The sequence below is a fragment of the Actinotalea subterranea genome (assembly GCF_008364845.1).
In the GTDB taxonomy this organism is placed as follows: domain Bacteria; phylum Actinomycetota; class Actinomycetes; order Actinomycetales; family Cellulomonadaceae; genus Actinotalea; species Actinotalea subterranea.
The window spans coordinates 481,984-498,065 of sequence record NZ_VTTP01000001.1 but is presented as its reverse complement, the minus strand read 5'-3'; the positions used below and the strand labels follow the sequence as shown (position 1 = coordinate 498,065).

Annotated in this window: 12 protein-coding genes, 1 tRNA gene and 1 riboswitch; of the genes, 9 read left to right on the top strand and 4 right to left on the bottom strand. The window is 73.4% G+C overall.

The window, feature by feature from the left end:
• Window positions 1–18: 18 nt before the first annotated feature.
• The 3 genes from rsmA to FZ988_RS02240 are packed head-to-tail and all read left to right on the top strand — an operon-like array spanning window position 19 to window position 3,853.
• Window positions 19–873, top strand: a complete 855-nt coding sequence (gene rsmA / locus FZ988_RS02250; RefSeq protein ID WP_149202350.1) for a 16S rRNA (adenine(1518)-N(6)/adenine(1519)-N(6))-dimethyltransferase RsmA — start codon at window positions 19–21, stop codon at window positions 871–873.
• A 56-nt stretch (window positions 874–929) separates the two neighbouring features.
• A complete protein-coding gene (locus FZ988_RS02245; RefSeq protein WP_149202349.1) occupies window positions 930–1,904 on the top strand; it encodes a 4-(cytidine 5'-diphospho)-2-C-methyl-D-erythritol kinase in 975 nt (324 codons plus the stop codon).
• A complete protein-coding gene (locus FZ988_RS02240) occupies window positions 1,904–3,853 on the top strand; it encodes an ABC-F family ATP-binding cassette domain-containing protein (protein WP_149202348.1) in 1,950 nt (649 codons plus the stop codon). The genes FZ988_RS02245 and FZ988_RS02240 overlap by 1 nt, the downstream gene beginning before the upstream one ends.
• 9 nt (window positions 3,854–3,862) lie before the next feature.
• Here FZ988_RS02240 and FZ988_RS02235 read toward each other — a convergent pair whose 3' ends face one another.
• Window positions 3,863–4,351 (bottom strand): MarR family winged helix-turn-helix transcriptional regulator, encoded by a 489-nt coding sequence (locus FZ988_RS02235; protein ID WP_149202347.1) that lies wholly within the window; start codon window positions 4,349–4,351, stop codon window positions 3,863–3,865.
• Window positions 4,348–4,959, bottom strand: coding sequence for a TetR/AcrR family transcriptional regulator (locus tag FZ988_RS02230; protein ID WP_149202543.1), 612 nt, complete (start codon window positions 4,957–4,959; stop codon window positions 4,348–4,350). The genes FZ988_RS02235 and FZ988_RS02230 overlap by 4 nt, the downstream gene beginning before the upstream one ends.
• 163 nt (window positions 4,960–5,122) lie before the next feature.
• Here FZ988_RS02230 and FZ988_RS02225 point away from each other — a divergent pair.
• The 6 genes from FZ988_RS02225 to FZ988_RS02200 all read left to right on the top strand — a co-directional run bounded on the left by FZ988_RS02225 (window position 5,123) and on the right by FZ988_RS02200 (window position 11,171).
• Window positions 5,123–5,194, top strand: a tRNA-Gln gene (locus FZ988_RS02225).
• 146 nt (window positions 5,195–5,340) lie between these two features.
• The gene (gene glmU, locus FZ988_RS02220; protein WP_149202346.1) at window positions 5,341–6,957 is read left to right on the top strand and encodes a bifunctional UDP-N-acetylglucosamine diphosphorylase/glucosamine-1-phosphate N-acetyltransferase GlmU; all 1,617 of its coding nucleotides are present in this window, start codon (window positions 5,341–5,343) and stop codon (window positions 6,955–6,957) included.
• Between the two features lie 4 nt (window positions 6,958–6,961).
• Complete coding sequence (locus tag FZ988_RS02215) at window positions 6,962–7,945, top strand: ribose-phosphate diphosphokinase (protein ID WP_149202345.1); 984 nt, start codon at window positions 6,962–6,964, stop codon at window positions 7,943–7,945.
• A gap of 239 nt (window positions 7,946–8,184) precedes the next feature.
• Window positions 8,185–8,817: a 50S ribosomal protein L25/general stress protein Ctc gene (locus FZ988_RS02210; protein ID WP_149202344.1), complete on the top strand. Its 633-nt coding sequence runs from the start codon at window positions 8,185–8,187 to the stop codon at window positions 8,815–8,817.
• 97 nt (window positions 8,818–8,914) lie between these two features.
• Window positions 8,915–9,514, top strand: coding sequence for an aminoacyl-tRNA hydrolase (pth, locus tag FZ988_RS02205; protein WP_149202343.1), 600 nt, complete (start codon window positions 8,915–8,917; stop codon window positions 9,512–9,514).
• Between the two features lie 130 nt (window positions 9,515–9,644).
• Window positions 9,645–11,171: a sugar transferase gene (locus tag FZ988_RS02200; RefSeq protein ID WP_149202342.1), complete on the top strand. Its 1,527-nt coding sequence runs from the start codon at window positions 9,645–9,647 to the stop codon at window positions 11,169–11,171.
• Window positions 11,172–11,255: 84 nt separating this feature from the next.
• Here FZ988_RS02200 and FZ988_RS02195 read toward each other — a convergent pair whose 3' ends face one another.
• Window positions 11,256–13,673 (bottom strand): right-handed parallel beta-helix repeat-containing protein, encoded by a 2,418-nt coding sequence (locus FZ988_RS02195; protein ID WP_149202341.1) that lies wholly within the window; start codon window positions 13,671–13,673, stop codon window positions 11,256–11,258.
• Window positions 13,674–14,153: 480 nt separating this feature from the next.
• Entirely contained in the window at window positions 14,154–15,845 is a 1,692-nt protein-coding gene (locus tag FZ988_RS02190) for a DUF4214 domain-containing protein (RefSeq protein WP_188078940.1), read from the bottom strand.
• A gap of 15 nt (window positions 15,846–15,860) precedes the next feature.
• Window positions 15,861–15,935, bottom strand: a riboswitch (cyclic di-GMP riboswitch).
• Window positions 15,936–16,082 lie beyond the last annotated feature (147 nt).

Below are 16,082 nucleotides of genomic sequence, written 5' to 3'. Positions count from 1 at the left end.
AGACCCTAGGCTCGCTCCATGACCACCGACGCCCTGCTCGGGCCCGCGCAGATCCGCGAGCTCGCCGGACGCCTCGGGGTTCGCCCCACCAAGACGTGGGGCCAGAACTTCGTCGTCGACTCCGGGACGGTGCGCAAGATCGTCCGCACGGCCGCCGTGCGGCCGGGTGAGCACGTCGTCGAGGTGGGTCCAGGGCTCGGCTCGCTCACGCTCGGGCTCCTCGAGGCGGGCGCGCACGTCGTCGCCGTCGAGATCGACCCCGTCCTCGCCCGGCAGCTCCCGGAGACCGTCGCGGAGCGCGACCCCGCGGGTGCGGAGCGCCTGACCGTCCTGCCCGCGGACGCCCTCGCGATCACCGAGCTCCCCGGCCCGCCGCCCACGGCCCTCGTGGCGAACCTGCCGTACAACGTGGCGGTGCCCGTGCTGCTCTCGTTCCTGGCGCGGTTCGCGTCGCTCGAGCGGGTCCTGGTGATGGTGCAGTCCGAGGTCGCGGACCGCCTCGTCGCCCCGCCCGGCTCGCGCACGTACGGCATCCCCTCGGCGAAGGCCGCCTGGTACGCCTCCGCGCGCGGTGCGGGCTCGATCGGGCGCGCCGTGTTCTGGCCCGTGCCGCGGGTCGACTCCTCGCTCGTCGCGCTCGAGCGCCGGGACCCTCCCGGGACGACCGCCTCGCGTGAGGCGGTGTTCGCGGTCGTCGACGCGGCGTTCGCCCAGCGCCGCAAGATGCTCCGCTCGGCGCTCGCAGGGCTTGCCGGGTCCTCCGCCGCCGCCGAGGACGCCCTGCGGTCCGCCGGTGTCGACCCGACCACGCGCGGCGAGCGCCTGGACATCGCGGCGTTCGCGCGGGTCGCGGAGCACCTCCCGCGCGGCTGAGGGCCGTCCCGCGGCCGTGGACGTGCACGCCTGCCCGGACGTGAAAGAGTGGTGGGGTGTTCGAGACCGCGGTCCCCGAGGTGCACGTCCGTGCGCCGGGCAAGATCAACCTTGCCCTCACGGTGGGCCGCCGTCAGCCGGACGGCTACCACCCGCTCGCGACCGTCTTCCAGGCCGTCTCCGTGTACGAGGACCTGACGGCGACGCTCGCGGAGGAGGTGAGCCTCACCGTGAGCGGTCCGCAGGCGGACCTCGTGCCGACCGACGGGACCAACCTCGTGCTGCGCGCGGCGCACCTCCTGGCCGAGGCGACGGGTGTCGAGGCCGGCGCGCGCCTGCACGTGACCAAGGGCGTCCCGGTCGCGGGCGGCATGGCCGGCGGGTCGGCCGACGCCGCGGCGACCCTGCTCGCCCTCGACACCCTGTGGTCCACGGGCCTGTCCCGCGACGCGCTGGCGGAGCTCGGGGCCACGCTCGGCTCCGACGTCCCCTTCGCGCTCCTCGGACAGACCGCGGTGGGCCGTGGCCGCGGTGACCTGCTCACGCCGGCGATGAGCCGCGGGGAGTACCACTGGGCGCTCGGCGTGCGTGCGACCGGCCTCTCGACCCCTGAGGTGTACGCGACGTTCGACGAGATCGTGGGTGGCACCACCGGCGAGCCGGAGGCCGACGTCCAGCTCATGCAGGCGCTGCGCTCCGGGGACCCCGTCGCCGTGGGCGAGGCGCTCGTGAACGACCTCCAGGACGCCGCGCTCGAGCTCGCACCCGACCTGGCCGAGACGCTGGCGGTGGCGCAGGACGCGGGCGCCCTGGGCGTCGTCGTCAGCGGGTCCGGCCCGACGGTCGCCGCCCTCGCCCGGTCGCGGCAGCACGCGCTCGCGATCGCCGCGGCGATGACCGCCGCAGGCGTCGCCGACTCGGTCCTGTGCGCCACGGGGCCGGTCGCGGGTGCGCGCCTGACGACCGCGTCCGGCACGGGCGCCCCGCACGAGCTCCCGCGCACGTCCGCACGGTCCGGGGACAGGGGCTGATGGCCCACCTGCTCGGTGCGGACGCGATCAGCCTCACGGTCGACACCCGCACGCTCCTCGACGGCGTGAGCCTCGGCGTCGACGCCGGCATGCGCGTCGGCGTCGTCGGGCCCAACGGCGCGGGCAAGTCGACCGTGCTGCGGCTCCTCGCCAAGAGGTTCGAGCCTGACGCCGGGCGCGTCACCTACGCGGGCGGCGTGCGCGTCGGCCTCCTCGACCAGCGTGACGAGCTGCCCGCGGGGACGCGCGTGCGCGACCTCGTGCACGGTGACGACGCGGTGCACACCTGGGCGGGGGACGCGGCCGTGCGCGCCGTCCACACCGGGCTGCTGGGCGACGTCGACCTCGACACGGACGTCGCGCACCTGTCGGGCGGCCAGCGCCGACGCGTGGCGCTCGCCGCGCTCCTGGTCGCGGACCACGACGTGCTGCTGCTCGACGAGCCCACCAACCACCTCGACGTCGAGGGCGTGGCGTGGCTCGCGGAGCACCTCGTGGCGCGGTTCGGCGGGCGTACCGCGCGGGGAGCGCTCGTGGTCGTCACCCACGACAGGTGGTTCCTCGACGCCGTGTGCACGCGCATGTGGGAGGTCACGGGCGCGGTCCCGGGCGGTCCGGGCGGGGCGGTGCTCGGCTACGAGGGCGGCTACGCCGCGTACGTGCTGGCCCGGGCGGAGCGTGAGCGGCAGGCGGCCGTCACGTCTCAGCGTCGGGACAACCTGCTGCGCAAGGAGCTCGCGTGGCTGCGACGCGGCGCGCCCGCGCGCACGAGCAAGCCGCGCTTCCGGCTCGACGCCGCCGCCGAGCTCATCGCGGACGAGCCGCCGCCCCGCGACCCGCTCGAGCTGACGCGGCTCGCGACGGCGCGTCAGGGCAAGGACGTGCTCGACCTCGAGGGCGTGACCGTCACGTTCCCGACGCCGACCGGCGGCGAGCGCACGCTCCTCGACGACGTGACGTGGCGGCTCGGCCCCGGGGACCGCTACGGCCTCGTCGGGGTCAACGGTGCGGGCAAGACGACGCTGCTGCGGCTCCTCGAGGGCTCACTCGTCCCGGGCGCGGGCCGGGTCAAGCGCGGGAAGACGGCCGTCGTGGCGACGCTGACGCAGGACGTCGGCGAGCTGGACGAGCTCGCCGACCTGCGGGTCGTCGAGGTCGTCGAGCGCGAGCGGCGCACGGTCTCGGTCGGCGGCAAGGAGCTCACCGCGTCCCAGCTCGTCGAGCGGCTCGGCTTCACCAAGGAGCGCGCGCGGACGGTCGTCCGCGACCTCTCCGGCGGGGAGCGCAGGCGTCTCCAGCTCCTGCGGCTCCTCGTGGGCGAGCCCAACGTCCTGCTGCTGGACGAGCCGACCAACGATCTGGACACGGACACGCTCGCGGCGCTCGAGGACCTCCTCGACGGCTGGCCCGGCACGCTCGTCGTCGTCTCGCACGACCGGTACCTGCTCGAGCGGGTGTGCGACCGGCAGGTCGCGCTGCTCGGGGACGGCGCCCTGCGGGACCTGCCGGGCGGCGTCGAGCAGTACCTCGAGCTGCGCCGGGCCGCGCAGGAGGGCGGTGCCTTCGCAGGTGCCGCGGCGGACCGCGGTGCGGGGGCCGACGGCGTCCCGGGCGGTCCGGGCCCGACGCCCGGTCGCCCCGGCGACGGCGCGGCGCCCGGTGGCACGGGACCCGGGGACGCGAGCGGCGCCGGAGCGGCGCCGGGCGGCACCGCGGCGGCGCAGGCCCCGTCGGCCGCCGAGGTCCGCGAGGCGCGCAAGACGATCGTGCGCGTGGACCGCGCGCTCTCGAAGCTCGCCGAGCGGCAGGCCCGCGTCCACGAGCGCATGGCCGCCGTCGCGTCCGACCACGCGGCGGTCCTGGCGCTCGACGGCGAGCTGCGTGAGCTCGACGCCGAGCGGGAGCGCCTCGAGGCGGAGTGGCTGGCCGCGGCCGAGGTCGTGGACTGACCGCGCGACTCAGGCGTCGAAGGGTGCCACGACGGTGCGGAGCAGGTCCGCGAGGGTGCGCTGGTCCTCGTCCGTGAGGTCGGAGAGCAGCCGGCGCTCGATGTGCAGCAGGTCCTCGAGCGCCGCGTCCACGCGGCGTCGGCCGTCGGGCGTGAGCCGCACGAGCACGCCCCTGCGGTCCGCGGGCAGCGGGAGCCGGCCCACCAGGCCCCGGGCCTCGAGCCGGTCGATCCGGTTGGTCATGGTGCCGCTCGTGACGAGCGTCTGCGTCACGAGCGCGCCGGGGGAGAGCTGGTAGGGCTCGCCGGTGCGGCGCAGCGCCGAGAGGACGTCGAACTCCCACAGCTCGAGGTCGTGCCGGTCGAACGCGGCGCGCCGCGCGAGGTCGAGGTGCCGGGCGAGCCGGCTCACCCGGGAGAGGACGGCGAGCGGGGCGATGTCCAGGTCGGGGCGCTCGCGCCCCCATGCCTCGACGATCCGGTCGACCTCGTCCGTCATGCGGTTCCCCCGGGCTCGCCGCGGAGCTCGGGTCGTCGCTGGAGGCCGGACAGCCCGTTCCAGGCGAGGTTGACCAGGTGCGCGGCGACGTCGGCCTTCTTGGGGCTCCGGGAGTCGAGCCAGTGCTGACCGGTGAGCGCGACCATGCCGACGAGCATCTGGGCGTAGATCGGCGCCGTGCGCGGGTCGAGGCCGCGACGCGTGAACTGGTCCCCGAGGAGGTGCTCGACCTGGGTGGCGACGTCGCCGATGAGGCTCGAGAACGTCCCCGTCGCCTGGGCGACGGGCGAGTCGCGCACGAGGATCCGGAACCCGTCGGTCGACTCCTCGATGTAGTCGAGCAGCGCGAGCGCCGTCCGCTCGAGCAGGACCTGCGGGTGGCCGCCGGCCTCGAGGGCCAGGGTGAGGGCGCCCGTCAGGGCCTGGATCTCTCGGTCGACGACGACCGCGTACATGCCCTCCTTGCCGCCGAAGTGCTCGTACACGACGGGCTTGGACACCTGGGCGCGGGCGGCGATCTCCTCGACGCTCGTGCCCTCGAACCCCTTCTCGGCGAAGAGCTGACGGGACACGTCCAGGAGCTGCTCGCGACGCTGCGTGCCGGTCATCCGCGCGCGGGCGGGTCGCTTGCTCGAGGAGGCCACGCGCCCATCATGCCGTGCGGCCCTGGCAGACTGGGGGATCGCTCGCCCGACGTCCGCCGGGTCTGCCCGGCCCGGCCGCCCCGACGGTGGCCCGCGCGCAGGCCCGTGACGACCGACGGGTGATCGGTCCGCCCTGGTGTAACGGCAGCACGCAGGCCTTTGGAGCCTTGCGGTCCAGGTTCGAATCCTGGGGGCGGAGCCGCACGTGCGACGGCCGCCGACGACGGCCGTCGCACCCGGGCCCCGCGCGCGACGGTAGAGTGGCGGGGCGCCAGACCATCGCGTGGCGCTGCGCCGTTCGCCCTGCGACCGGCGGAGCAGTCCAGCAGATCCCTCGGGAGTCCAGTGACCAACGCCCGCCCCGCTGCCGTCGTCGTGCTCGCAGCCGGTGAGGGGACGCGGATGCGTTCCACGACACCGAAGGTGCTGCACACCCTCGCCGGGCGCTCGATGCTCGGCCACGCGCTCGCCGCAGCGCGTGAGCTCGACCCCCGCCGCATCGCCGTCGTCGTCCGCCACGAGCGCGACCGCGTCGCGGCCCACGCCCTCGAGGTCGACCCGGGTGTGGTCATCGCCGACCAGGACGAGATCCCGGGGACGGGCCGCGCGGTCCAGTGTGCGCTGGGCGTGCTGGACGCAGCGGCGCACGCCGACCTGGCGCACGAGGGCTCCTCGACGGACGGAGCGGTCAGCCCGGTCCTGGAGGGCCCCGTCGTGGTGCTCGCGGGTGACATCCCGCTCCTCGACGGCGGGACGCTCGCGCAGCTCCTCGAGGCCCACGTGACCGACGGCAACGCGGTGACGGTCCTGACGACCGAGGTGGCCGACCCGACGGGCTACGGGCGCATCGTCCGCGAGGAGGGCACGGGCGCCGTCCTGGGCATCGTCGAGCACAAGGATGCGGACGACGCCCAGCGCGAGATCGCCGAGATCAACTCCTCGGTCTACGTGTTCGACGCCGCGGTGCTGCGCGGTGCGCTCGGACGGCTGGGCCGGGACAACGCCCAGGGCGAGGTCTACCTGACCGACGTGCTGGCGATCGCGCGGGCCGACGGCGGCTCGGTGCGCGCCCTGCGGGTCGACGACCCGGTGCTCGTCGAGGGCGTCAACGACCGGGCGCAGCTCGCGGTCCTCGCGGCCGAGCTCAACCGTCGGATCGTGACGGACGCGATGCTCTCGGGCGTCACCGTGGTCGACCCGGCGACGACCTGGATCGACGTGGACGTCGAGCTCGAGCAGGACGTGACGCTCCTTCCTGGGACGCAGCTGCACGGTGCGACGCGGGTCGCCTCGGGCGCCGTCGTCGGCCCGGACACGACGCTGCGGGACGTGGTGGTCGAGGCCGGCGCGCACGTGGTGCGCAGCCACGGCTCGTCGTCACGCGTCGGCGCGGGCGCCGTCGTCGGACCGTTCTCCTACCTGCGGCCGGGCACGGACCTGGGCGCGGACGGCAAGATCGGCGCGTTCGTCGAGACGAAGAACGCGACGATCGGTGCCCACTCGAAGGTCCCGCACCTGTCCTACGTGGGCGACGCGACCATCGGCGAGCACTCGAACATCGGCGCCGCGACCATCTTCGTCAACTACGACGGCGTGACGAAGCACCGCACGACGGTCGGCTCGCACGTGCGGATCGGCTCCGACAACGCGCTGGTCGCGCCCGTGACGATCGGGGACGGCGCCTACACGGGTGCCGGCTCAGTGATCCGTCGCGACGTGCACCCGGGTGCGCTCGGCATCAACACGGCGCCCCAGCGCACGATCGACCGCTGGGTCCTGCGCCGCCGTCCCGGGACGGCGTCCGCCGAGGCCGCGGCGCTCGCGCTCGGCGAGGACGACGACGCCCCCGCGCTCTCCCCCCAGGCCCGCGCCGAGCTGGCCCGGGCGCAGCAGGCACCGGGTGGGCAGCCCGCGGCCGACGACCACGGCTCTGCAGCACCGTCCACCACCGAAGGGCACTGAACAGATGACCGGGATCCTCTCCCACGACGGTGAGAAGCGGCTCGTCCTCGTCTCGGGTCGCGCGCACCCCGAGCTCGCCGACGACGTTGCCCGCGAGCTCGACGTCGAGCTGGTCCCGACGACCGCGTACGACTTCGCGAACGGCGAGATCTACGTCCGGTACGCGGAGAGCGTGCGCGGGGCCGACGCGTTCGTGCTCCAGAGCCACACGGCCCCGATCAACCAGTGGATCATGGAGCAGCTGATCATGGTGGATGCGCTCAAGCGCGCCTCCGCCAAGACCATCACCGTGGTCCAGCCGTTCTACGGCTACGCCCGTCAGGACAAGAAGCACCGCGGGCGTGAGCCGATCTCGGCGCGCCTCATGGCGGACCTGTTCAAGACGGCCGGCGCCGACCGCCTCATGAGCGTCGACCTGCACGCCGCGCAGACGCAGGGGTTCTTCGACGGCCCGGTCGACCACCTGTGGGCGATGCCGCTCCTCGTCGACTACGTGCGCACCCGCGTGGACCTGACCAACGTCGCGGTCGTCTCGCCCGACGCGGGCCGCATCCGTGTCGCGGAGCAGTGGGCCGCGAAGCTCGGTGGCTGCCCGCTGGCCTTCATCCACAAGACGCGCGACATCAACACGCCCAACCGGGCGGTCGCGAACCGTGTCGTCGGTGACGTCGAGGGCCGCACGTGCGTGCTCGTCGACGACCTGATCGACACGGGCGGCACCATCGCCGAGGCCGTCCGCGTGCTGCTCGCGGCGGGCGCCAAGGACGTCATCGTCGCCGCGACCCACGGCGTGCTCTCCGACCCGGCCGCGCAGCGGCTCCAGGAGTGCGGCGCGCGCGAGGTCATCGTCACGGACACCCTGCCGATCCCCGAGGAGCGGCACTTCGCGCGGCTCACGGTGCTCTCGATCGCGGCGCTCATCGCGCGTGCCATCCGTGAGGTCTTCGACGACGGCTCGGTGACGTCCCTGTTCGACGGCGCCGTCTGACGCGGTCCCGGGTGGGGCCGGTTTCCGGCTCCTGCCCGGTGCGGGTAGAGTAAGCAAGTTGCCTCGGCGAGGGACGTCGGACGGCTGTGCGGCTGGTGCCCACCCCACGACTCCGTGATTGACGCGGCGGTCGTCTCCGCGCGTCCGTCCTGTGTCCCGCGCCGAGGCCGCCGCACCGCGTCAGCTGCTGGTCGAACCAGCGATGAGTCATCCCGTCCTTCCAGACTCCAGGAGTTCCCGTGTCCGAGGTCAAGCTCGCCGCCGTCGCCCGAAACGAGTTCGGCAAGGGCGCCGCCCGCCGCATCCGTCGTGCGCACCAGATCCCCGCCGTCCTGTACGGCCACGGCGCGGAGCCGCTGCACATCGCGCTCCCCGGCCACGAGACGATGCTCGCGCTCAAGCACGCCAACGCGCTGTTCGCGATCGACCTCGACGGTGCGACGCAGCTCGCGATCGCCAAGGACGTCCAGCGCGACCCGGTCAAGAACGTCATCGAGCACATCGACTTCCTCGTCGTGAAGAAGGGCGAGAAGGTCACCGTCGACGTCAACGTCCACGTCGTCGGCGAGTCCGCGCCCGGCACCATCCACGTCGTCGAGGCCCAGTCGGTGACCCTCGAGGCCGAGGCCACGCACCTCCCGCAGGCCATCGAGGTCTCGGTCGAGGGCCTCGAGGCCGGCACGCAGGTCCACGCGTCCGACCTGGTCCTGCCCGAGGGCGCCTCGTTCGTGGGCGACCCCGAGTCGGTCATCCTCGTGATCTCCGTCCCGCAGTCGTCCGCCGCTGACGACAACGCCGCCGCCGAGCTCGCCGCCGAGCAGTCGGCCGCGTCGGCCGCCGCCGCCGAGGCCGCCGGGACCCAGGGGCTCTGAGCTCGGCCGGTCATCCGTGCGAACGCTGCGACGCCTGGTCCTCCTGGGACCAGGCGTCGCTCGTCTCCGGGCACGTCGAACCCTGGGAGGGGATGAGATGAGCGCACCGTGGCTCGTGGTCGGGCTCGGCAACCCGGGCCCCGCCTACGCGGCCAACCGGCACAACGTCGGTCAGATGGTCGTCGACGACCTCGCCCGGCGCGCCGGCTCGGCGTTCACCTCCCACCGGAGCCGCGCGGCCGTCGCCGACATCCGCCTCGGGGTGCTGCCGGGCGGTGCGCCCGGCCCCCGCGTGGTGCTCGCCAAGCCCACGACCTACATGAACGTCTCGGGCGGGCCGGTCGGCGCGCTCGCGCAGTACCTCCAGGTGCCGGTCGAGCGCGTGATCGTCGTGCACGACGAGCTCGACATCCCCTTCCCGACGGTGCGGCTCAAGGCCGGCGGCGGAGAGGGCGGGCACAACGGCCTGCGCAGCATCAGCTCGGTGCTCGGCAGCCGCGACTACGTGCGCGTGCGGGTCGGCATCGGGCGTCCGCCCGGACGGACGGACCCCGCCGACTTCGTGCTGAAGGACTTCGCCACCGTCGAGCGCCCGGAGCTGCCCTGGCTGGTGGACGCGGCGGCCGACGCCGTCGAGATGGTCGTGACGCAGGGGCTCCTGGCTGCGCAGCAACGGTTCCACGCGCCGCCGGCCTGAGCCCCGCGCGCCCCAGGCGTCCACCCTGTCGCGCATGCGGGTGAAATCGGACAGAAAGGACGTAACGCCCAGACCGGTCGGTATACCCTCAACCCAGACAAGCGGCTGGTGACCTGGGGGTGAACGACGCGTGACGATCGCAGCAGAACGAGACCTCCGGTGGTCGAGCCCGGCAGACCGTCGTGGTGCCGCCGCCGAGGTGCGCCGGTCCTGGGCCTCCTCGCAGCCCTTCGTGCAGCGCCTGACGCCCTTCAACGACGCGAGCGCGCGTGAGCACCTGTGGTCGCACCGCGCCGCCGCCTACCGGGCGCGTGTCGTGGTCCTCGACGGCTTCGCCGCCCTGGCCGCCACGCTTCTCATCGGGCTCCCGATCTACGGCCCGGGGCCGCTCCTCGCGGCCGTCGTCGCCGGGGGCGTCGTCGGCTTCGTGGTCCTCGTGGCGCTCGCCCGGGGCTACGAGGCGGGCGAGCTCGGGGACGGGCCGGCCGAGTTCCAGGCCCTCCTGCGGTCGGGGGCGTGGGCGGTCGTCGCGCTCATGACGGCGAGCTACCTCACGAAGGCCGAGATCTCGCGGCTGCTCGTGTTCGGGGGCGTGCCCGCGGCGGTCGCGATCGCCGTGATCGCGCGCTACTTCCACCGGCGGGTGCTGCACCACCAGCGGAGCCACGGCGAGGCGATGATGCGGACGCTCATCGTGGGCCAGGCCGACGCTGCGGCGCGCGTCGTGGCCGACCTCGCCGGCGCCCCGTACCACGGCTACCAGGTCACCGGCGTGTGCGTACCGAGCCTCACCGACGCGCGGCCCGTCGCAGGCGTGCCCGTCGTCGGGGCGGTCGCCGACGTCGCGCAGGTCGTCGCCGACCGGGCGATCGACGTCGTGGTCGTCTCCGGCAGCACGCTGAACGGCGAGGCGCTGCGGCGGCTGTCGTGGGCGCTGGACCGCGCCGGCGCGAAGCTCATCGTGGTCCCGGACATCCTCGAGGTCACCGCGCCCCGGCTGACCGTCAAGCCGACGGCGGGCCTGTCGCTGCTCGAGGTCGAGGTGGGTGCGACCCGGCGGCGGCTGCTCGCGAAGGCCGTCATGGACCGGACCGTCGGGCTCGCCCTGCTCGTCGCGGCCGCGCCCGTGATCGGCGTCGCCGCGCTGGCGGTGCGGCTCACGTCGCCCGGGCCGGCGTTCTACCGGCAGACGCGGGTCGGCGTCGACGGCTCGACCTTCACCATGTGGAAGCTGCGCAGCATGTACGTGGACGCCGATCAGCGCCGGTCGGACCTGGCCGCGAGCAACGAGGGCGCCGGGGTGCTGTTCAAGATGCGGCAGGACCCCCGTGTCACGCCCGTCGGGCGCCTCCTGCGTCGCTTCTCGCTCGACGAGCTCGCCCAGCTCGTGAACGTCGTGAAGGGTGACATGTCGCTCGTCGGCCCCCGGCCGCCGCTCGCGGCCGAGGTCGAGGGGTACGAGGACGCGGTCCACCGTCGCCTGCGCGTCAAGCCCGGGCTCACCGGGCTCTGGCAGGTCTCGGGCCGCTCGGACCTGAGCTGGGACGAGTCCGTCCGTCTCGACCTGCGCTACGTCGACAACTGGTCCGTCGCGATGGACCTCATGATCCTGTGGAAGACCGCGCGCGCGGTGCTCTCCGGCTCGGGCGCGTACTGACGCCGGGCCGACGCACAGAGGGCGCCGAGGGCGCACGCGAGGGCCGGTACCGGAGCATCTCCGGTACCGGCCCTACGTCGTGGCTCAGCCCCGCTTGACCGTCACGGCCACACCGTCGGTGTAGACGTTGTTGGTGACGTTCGAGAGCGCCGTCGTCGTGCTCGGCATGAGGACCGCGCACCGCGCGATGCGCGTGCCGGTGCCGAACACGTTGTCGGTGATGACCGTCCCGCTGATCGGGCCGTAGGACTTCTCGGCGACGTTGATCGTGCACGCCCCGCCGTCGGCCCGGTTGCCCTCGAACCTCACGTTCCCGACGACGCCGGAGTCCTGGGTGATCTGGACACCTGCGTTGTGCGCGTCCTCCATCGTGTTGTTCCGGATGGTGATGTTGGTGCCCCGCTGGATCTGCACGTTGTCGTCATGGGTCGGCGTGTAGTTGTAGTTGGGGTCCTGGAGGTAGTACAGGCTGTCGTGCAGCCACGAGTCCTCGACGAGGACGTCGTTCCCGGTGATCTTGACCTGGTCGATCACACCGTGGATGTTGACCCGGCGCAGCGTGAAGTTCTTCCCGACGATCCCGTCGATGTAGAACGACGGGTCGGCGGCGACGAGCTCCGAGTCCTCGATCGTCAGGTGGTTCGCCTGGTCGGCGTTCTGGATGAGCGACATGTAGCCCGTGAGGCCGGGGCGTCCGCGGACGATCGTGTTGCGGATCGTCACGTCGTTCGCCTTGACCCGCACGAACCCGCGGATGTCCAGACCGTCGATGACGGTGCCCGGCGTCGTGATGGTGAGGTCGCCGTTGTGCACCCGGAGGGCCGTACCCGCGGGGACGCCCGTGTTGGTGGGGCCGGGGACGTCCGGGGTGGTCGGCGCGGGCGGGGCCACGGTGACCGTCCGGGGGGTCAGCGCCTGGTCGGCGCCCGGTCCCACGTTGACGACGACCGCGGACACGGTGTGCGTGCCAGGAGCGGCCGGGACGACGGCGCTGAAGGCCATCTGCGCCCCGGCGACGGGGGCGGTGCCCGCGCCGGCCCGAGGAGTGCTCGCTGCGATGTCGTGCGTCGCACCGGCGACCGTCACGCGCACCGTCAGCGCACCCGCGGTGTCCGGGTCTGCGGCCCAGCCCGACACCTTCACGCCGCCCTCGACGGGCGTGGCGTCCTCGAGGTTGCCGAGCGGCTTGTGGTCGAGCACGGTGCCCGAGGTGCACCCGAGGCTCGTGTCGGCGCCGACGCCCACGTTGACGGCGGTCGCACACACCTCGTGGAGGCCGAGGCCCAGGGGCAGCACGGTCGAGAAGCCGGTCGAGCCGGGGCGGTCGGAGCGCACGCGGTCCGCGCGGACCGTCTGGGTCGTGGTCGTCCCCGTGACGGTCAGGCGCACCTCGAGCGGGGTGCTGGCGTCGACGTCCGTCGCCCAGCCGGACACGCGGAGGCCGCCCGCGTCGTCAGCGGCCGGGTCGAGGGCGCCCTGCGGCGCGTGGTCGAGGACGGCGCCGGAGGTGCAGCCGAGCGCGGTGTCGCGGCCGATGCCGCTGTTCAGCGCCGTGGCGCACACCTCGTACGCCCCGGGACCGAGGGGCAGGAGCGTCTCGAAGGCCGCGGCGTCGGAGCGGTCCGCGCGCGTGCCGTCGGCGGTGACGGTGCGGGTCACCGTGGTGCCCGTGACGGAGAGCCGCACCTGGACGGGTGCCGTGGCGTCGAGGTCGGTGGCCCAGCCGCGCACGCGCAGCCCGAGGGGGCCGTCGGTGGCGGGATCGACCGCGCCGGTCGGGCTGTGGTCGAGGACGTTCACGACGCGCGGCGCGTACACCTTGTCCTCGCCCGGGCCGACGTTGAGGGTCGTGACGGCGACCCCGTGGGTGCCCGGCGGGACGGGGATGACGGCGCTGAAGCCGGTGTTGGGGCCGTAGGCGGGCAGCGCCTTGGCGACGTCGGGCCGTGGGAGGTTCGCGACGAGATCACGGGTGATCCCCGCCACGACGACGCGCACGGTGACCGGGCCGGTGGCATCCGGGTCGGCGGCCCAGCCCCACACCTTGACGGCCTCACCCTCGACGGCGACGCCGTCCAGGTTGCCGCGCGCAGAGCTGTTGACGACCGTGACGGTCTGGCACGCGAAGGTCTTGTCGCTGCCCGCGCCGACGTCGGTCGCGGTCACGCACACCTGCTGGGCGCCCGGCGTGGCCGGGATCACCATGTCGAAGCCGCGGTAGCCGCCCGACTCCGGGAACGACCTGGCGACGTCCGCGCGGTAGGTGGACGCGGTCGCGGTCGTCCGTGACGAGCCCGCCACACCGACCATGACGACGGATGCGGTGGTGTCGGGGTCCCAGGCCCAGCCCTGGACCCGGACGCCGCCGGAGACTGCGGTGACCTTCTCGAGGTTCCCGATCGGGGACCCTGTCCGGGCGCTCGCAGGAGTGGCCTGCGCGGTACCGACGACGAGGGTCGCGAAGGCCGCAGCGACGGCGATCCTGCGCAACGTGCGGGACATGCGTTGTGGTTGGGACACGGTTGGACTCCCGATGGATGGAATGGGCTCGTCGGCGCGTCGCTGGGTGAGCCGATAAAGGGGTTCGCGCCGCCACACTGACCATCGGCAGATGTGCGCGGAAATGAGGAAGTTCAGGCGTCCGGAGTAAATTCCATGAGGGGGATTCCGGACACATCGAGCAATCCCGGCGAACAATGCGTGCGCGACGCCCGATGAAGATCAACAATGCGCGCAATTGTGCGTGGGACTTTAGTCCTCGCGTGAAAGGGCGTGATGTGCAGCACATTCTTGCGAATGCGCTTCCGTCGGCGATGTGATCATGCGACGGCCGTGCGCCGAGCTGTGTGCGGCCCCCTCGGCGGCCCGTCGGCGATCATGGCGTGCCACGGGGCGAGGTGTGGGCCGGGCATGCCGAAGGCCCGACCCCGCGCACGGGGTCGGGCCTTCAGAGGCGTTGGGCGACCGGGCGGTCGTGCCTGGTCAGCCGCGCTTCACGGCGACGACGGCGCCGTCGACGTAGATGTTGCTGGCGACCGTCGACAGTGCGGTCGTCGTCGCCGGCATGAGGATGGCGCACCGCGCGACCCTGGTGTTGAGGCCGAACGTGTTGTTGGAGATGACCATCCCGCCGATCGGACCGTAAGCCTTCTCTGCGACATTGATGGTGCACGCGCCGCCATCTGCCCGGTTGCTGCTGAAGACGACGTTGCTCACCGTTCCGCGGTCCTGGGTGATCTGTACGCCTGCATTGTGCGCGTCGGCCATCGTGGTGTTCCGGATGGTGATGTTGGAGCCCACCTGGATCTGCACGTTGTCGTCGTGCGTGGGCGTGTAGCCGTAATTCGGGTCCTGCGCGTAGTGCAGGTTGCCGTGGAGCCAGGAGTTCTCGACCAGGACGTCATTCCCGGTGATCTTCACCTGGTCGACGACCCCGTGGATGTTCACGCCACGCAGCGTGAAGCTCTTCCCGACGATCCCGTCGATGTACGGGGAGGGCTCGAGCGCGACGAGCTCGGAGTTCTCGATGACGAGGTTGGCGCCGGCGTCGGGGCTCTGCACGAGGGACATGTAGCTCGTCAGGCCGCCGCGGCCCCGGATGATCGAGTTGCGGATGGTCACGTTGGCGGCGCGGACGCGCACGAACCCGCGGATGTCGAGCGAGTCGATGACCGTGCCCGGCGTCGTGATCGTGAGGTCGCCGGTGTGGACGGTCAGGTGGGTGCCCGCGGGGACGCCGACGGGCAGGCCGCCGGGTCCGCCGACGCTGGGGGCGGGTGCGGTCCCGCCGCCCGGTGCGGGCGCGGGCGGCGCGGGCGCCGGGGCGGGCGGCGCGGCGACGGGCGGGGCCGGGGTGGCCGGGACGTAGCTGCCCGTGCGCGTGACGTACTCGGAGCTCGAGACGATCGAGCCGATCACGGCCTCGATGCGCGAGCCGGACTGGATCGCCGACACCCATGCGGCGCGGCCGCCGTCGTCGAGCGGGCGACCGAGGAGCTTGCGGTACTGGACGTCGAGCACCGCGCCGACGTGCTCGGCGGACAGCAGGAAGCCCATCGCGACGCTCACGCGAGTCGTACCGGCCTCGAGCTGGCTCGCCCAGTGGTTGATCTCCACGCCCGCCGCCTCGCGACCGAGGACGTGCTGGTAGAGACGGGTGACCCAGCCCGCCGGCGTCGAGCCCGACTGGACGTAGTACTCGTCGGAGGCGAGGAAGCCGCCCTCCATCTGCTGCAGCGTGAGGCCGCGGTTCATGTGGAGCAGCCAGTTCTGCAGCCCGGGGGCGTCGGGCGTGCGCGAGAGGTACTGGGCGTAGGAGCCGGTGATCAGCCCGCCGCGGTACTCGTCGCTGCCCGTGATCGAGTTCGCGACGCCGACGCGCGCCGCGCCCGCGTTCAGGGCCGCGCTCCAGGCGTTGAGGCCTGCCGCGTCGGGCTCGCGCCCGAAGAGGTCGCGGTAGACGGAGACGACGTAGGACGCGTAGTCGCCCGCTGCGGTCGCGACACGGGTCGGCTGCGCGACCGCGGCGACCCCCGACGGCGTACCGGCCGGGAGCGCGGTCGCGGGACCGGCGGCGGTCACCGCCCCGATCACGACGGCCGCAGCGACCGCGGCGCGCAGGGCGCCTCGCGCACCGCGTGCGGGGAGGCGTGAGGGCAGGGTGAGGTGGGGCACGGGGGGTCTCCGTCGTTCGGCAGCCTGGCTGACCACGTGGGTCCCATGGCTTTGCGCCCCTGCCTTGCGACAGGTTTGCTCTTCTCGCTGACGGCGTGATACTAGGCGCGCTCCGACGCGCGCTGTCTAGGACGTGACTCAGGTCACAGTCGTGGGAACGGGCGCAAACGGACAAAGTGTGCTTAGCGCCGGGGCATTCACCCGTTCGCCGTAGTCCTCGCGGCCCGAGGCGCGGCG